Genomic DNA, 3,739 nt, shown 5'->3' with positions numbered 1-3,739 from the left:
TTACAAATTACAAGGGGGTTTCGTTATGGAATATTTCAACAGCTTATACAACAGACTAGATGGAAATAATGAAAAACAAATGCAATTATTTTTAATAAGAGAAAATGCAATCAATGAAATACACAACGCCAATGTTCTAGCCCAATTGCATACTAATCCTGAATTCACAGAAAAATGGACTAACTTAACACCAGAGCAAAGAGTCGTAGAAAAGGTATCAATCGCTAAATCTGTTGGAAAATCACATGTTCCACATACTATGCCCGCTCCTAAAACAGATGGTGAGATAGCTTTTATTATACAGGTAAATTACGAGCCTGCTTTTAATAATTGTATTTCGCTATGTATCCAAGGTGGACTTGAAGGATTATATAAAAGTCAGCTTTATTTGAAAAACAAATCTAAAATCATGGACTACAATATCATGGTGACAAACGCAGATCAAGTTGATTTGTCTAAGTTTAAAGAAAATATGGAAATACTCGATTCTGTTTATGATTGTTTTAATATAAAAATTGTAGAAGCATCAGCAAATAAATCAAATGACGAAACAGTTAAACCTGATAAGAAAGAAGATCCTCCTAAGAAGAAAGGTTTCTTGTCTAGACTTTTTAAAAAATAAATCTTTTTAATATAAACCAAAATAAGTGCCTCAGCAAAACTGCCAAGGCGCTTTTATATTAATATTTACTACCTATCCACACTAAATTATATCTAGTAACTCCATTGTCTGCAGTAATCGTATTATACAGCTTGCACCCAAAGTGTTGATATATACTGGCATATTCCTTCATATCAGTATCAAACAACATCGGTACATCTCTCTCCAAAGCCTTTTGTTTTGCAAACTCTACTAATTCTCTAGCTCGCCCTTGACCTTGGCACTCTTTCTTCACGCACACCATGAGTATTTCTAAATACGTCAATTTAGTGTATTTTTTATTTCCTTCGCTGATTTGGCTTATATGTTTTAGAAATTTCTTGTTTATTTTATATGGAATTGTAAAAATTAATTTGACTAGCATCTTTAATTGAGGGATTATTGGCTTGCAGTCGCTATAAGCCAATCCTATGTAGGCTTTTTCGTCGTCGGTACTATATAGCGCTTTTGATTCGTATACGCATTTTACATATATATCCATGTATTTCATGACTAGATTTTTTCTCTCTTCTACTGGTCCAAACTCGTGAAATAATTCATTTGTTACAAATGCCTCACCTATCAAATTTGATATTTCTTTTAACTTTTGTTTAGATATGTTTTCAACTAATTTCATCATTCTCCCTCCTTGTAAATCTAAATTATATACCCTAAAAAAAGAGAAAAGTACCCAAGCCAAAGCCCAGATACTTTTCCCATTTTATTTATTAAAAAATAATTTAACCCGCAGAGTTTATACGTTCCACTCAAATTGTCCGTCTTCTTTAATGTTGAAGAAATCAGAATATCCAAGATCAAATACTTTTTCTGCTAAATTTTCAACCTTAACTTTATTCTTAACAAGCTGTGCATATGGTCCAGCGTAAGATATGTCGCCTTGAACTATGAAACCTGTAAGAACGTCGTCTTTGATAACAGCTTTTTTGTAAGTGTCCCCATATTCATATGTCACTACGTCGTAGCTGTCATCTGCTGGTGTAGTAAATCCTAGAGAAACTGTTGGTATTCCCATGAAGTTCATAGTGTTTTTGAATTCGAATCTATCAGTTAGGAATTTTTCTACGCCTGCCATGTTGCTTGCTGCAACTACACCTTGTTTTGCAGCTAGTGGCCAGATTCCTGTTCCTGTTACATCGCCTGCTGCATAAACGTCTTTTACGTTTGTTTCGCATTTGTCGTTTATGATGATTCCTCTTCCAGCTTCTATTCCTGAGCCTTCTATTAAGGCTATGTTAGGTTTTACACCTGTTGAAACTATTAATAATTCGCAGTCTAGTTTTTCTCCATTTACGTTTACGCCAGATACGTTGCCTTCTTCATCTAGGAAAACTTCTCCTATGTTGCATGATGTAATTATATTTACACCTTTTGCTTTGAATTTATCTGCGTAAACACTTGCTGCTTTTTCATCTAATTGTTTGTCTAATATACGATTTTCCATCATCATTATAGAAATTTCTTCTATGCCATCTATTTCTAATAATCCTGATAGTGCATCTATACCAACTAAGCCCCCACCTATTATAGCAACCTTCTTGCAGTGTTTTGCTTTTTCTCTGATTGCTATAGCGTCTTCTATGTTTCTAAGAGGGTAGATGTTTTTTCCTTCTCTTATGTTTTTGATAGGAGGAATTGCTGCGTTTGCTCCTGATGCTATTAATAATTTATCGTATTTTTGTTCTTCAGTCTTTCCATCTTTTTCGTATTTTACAGCTTTATTTTCTGTATCTATTGATGTTACTGTTGCTTTTTTTATCCAAGTTGCATCGTTCTTTTCCATGAAATCAGCGTCTACGAAGTTTATACCTTCTACTGTTCTATGTTCTGATATTACATGGTGTAGCATACAACGAGAATATATGTTTTCATCTTTTGATATAACTATTATATTTACACTTTTGTCTAATTTTCTAAGAGTTTTTATTGCATCTACGGCAGCAGCACTTGCACCTATTATTACATAAGTTTTTGGTCCTACTTTAGATGCTGGAACTTCTACTTCTTTAGTAGATGTATCTGCTTTTTTACCTATTCCTAGAATATTTTTTATTTTATCTATCATTTAATCTTCCTCCTCTTGTAATTGTAATGCGCCACTTGGGCAATTATATACACATAGAGGAATTTCTTCTCCTTGGCATAAATCACATTTTACGATTTCTTGTTTAGTTCTGTCGTCTGGTTTTAGTATTCCATATGGGCAACTCATGACACACATATAACATGAACCACATTTTTCCTTATCATATGAAACTATTCCTGTTTCAGGATCCTTTGACATAGCTCCACTCATACATGTAAGAACGCATTCTGGTTCATCACAGTGTCTGCAAGTTAGTGGAACTGGATGGCCTGAGCCATCTAGTTCTATATGATTTCTGCTTTCTGTATCTATACTTTGTAAATCTATATAATATTTATCGTTATTAACATCAATAAAGCTATCGAATTTATGTTTTTCGCCACAGCTTCTAGTCATGCACGCTGTTACACAACTTTTACAGCCTGTGCATAAATCTTTATTAATTATTATTCTGCGCATATTTTACCACATCCTTAAACATTAATTATTTTAAGCCTAAGCCTTTTCTTCTATCCATTATTTCTGCTTCTAATACGTTAGCTGATTCTACTGGATCTGGATTTATTATTACTTTACCTCCAGTGATATCTACTAATCCTTCAGTTAAAATTTGAGCTACTAATGGTCCACCTGTTACGAATGGTGGTAAAGCTAAGTGAAGTGGTAAACCTAAAGCTAAACCGAATGCTCCATCAGCTAATGCTTGTTCTTCTAACCATTGTGGTGCAGATAATGCTACTGGTAATTGTGGTATATCTACGTCTAATGCTGCAGCTAATTCACTTACAACTATTTCTATTCTACCTATTGCTAGACATGGACCAAAGTTTAATACTGGTGGTATGTTTAATTTTTTACATACTGCTTTTAAGTTTTCTCCTGCTAATTCTTCTGCTCCTGGAGACATTAATCCTACGTTTTCAAGTCCACCTGTTGAACATCCAGCTGATAATACTAAGATGTCTTTTTTGATTAATTCTTTAACTAATTCTACA

Annotated in this window: 4 protein-coding genes and 1 pseudogene; 1 reads left to right on the top strand and 4 read right to left on the bottom strand. The window is 33.6% G+C overall.

Going from position 1 to position 3,739, the window contains the following annotated elements; translation table 11 throughout:
* The first annotated feature begins 25 nt into the window (after nucleotides 1-25).
* Nucleotides 26-622, top strand: coding sequence for a hypothetical protein (locus tag MR593_RS01740; RefSeq protein WP_290686329.1), 597 nt, complete (start codon nucleotides 26-28; stop codon nucleotides 620-622).
* Between the two features lie 58 nt (nucleotides 623-680).
* Here MR593_RS01740 and MR593_RS01735 read toward each other — a convergent pair whose 3' ends face one another.
* From MR593_RS01735 to MR593_RS01720, 4 genes and pseudogenes are all read right to left on the bottom strand, one after another.
* Nucleotides 681-1,277, bottom strand: coding sequence for a GNAT family N-acetyltransferase (locus MR593_RS01735; RefSeq protein WP_290686326.1), 597 nt, complete (start codon nucleotides 1,275-1,277; stop codon nucleotides 681-683).
* Nucleotides 1,278-1,394: 117 nt separating this feature from the next.
* On the bottom strand, nucleotides 1,395-2,723 hold the full coding sequence (locus tag MR593_RS01730; protein ID WP_290686323.1) for an NAD(P)/FAD-dependent oxidoreductase: 1,329 nt from the start codon (nucleotides 2,721-2,723) through the stop codon (nucleotides 1,395-1,397).
* The gene (locus MR593_RS01725; RefSeq protein ID WP_290686321.1) at nucleotides 2,724-3,203 is read right to left on the bottom strand and encodes a 4Fe-4S dicluster domain-containing protein; all 480 of its coding nucleotides are present in this window, start codon (nucleotides 3,201-3,203) and stop codon (nucleotides 2,724-2,726) included.
* Between the two features lie 25 nt (nucleotides 3,204-3,228).
* A pseudogene (locus MR593_RS01720) lies at nucleotides 3,229-3,739 on the bottom strand (anaerobic carbon-monoxide dehydrogenase catalytic subunit); the annotation flags it as partial.

Source organism: Intestinibacter sp., assembly GCF_022780145.1.
Taxonomy (GTDB): Bacteria; Bacillota; Clostridia; order Peptostreptococcales; family Peptostreptococcaceae; genus Intestinibacter.
The sequence above is the reverse complement of the archived record's forward strand: the minus strand, read 5'-3'. Positions and strand labels throughout refer to the sequence as shown.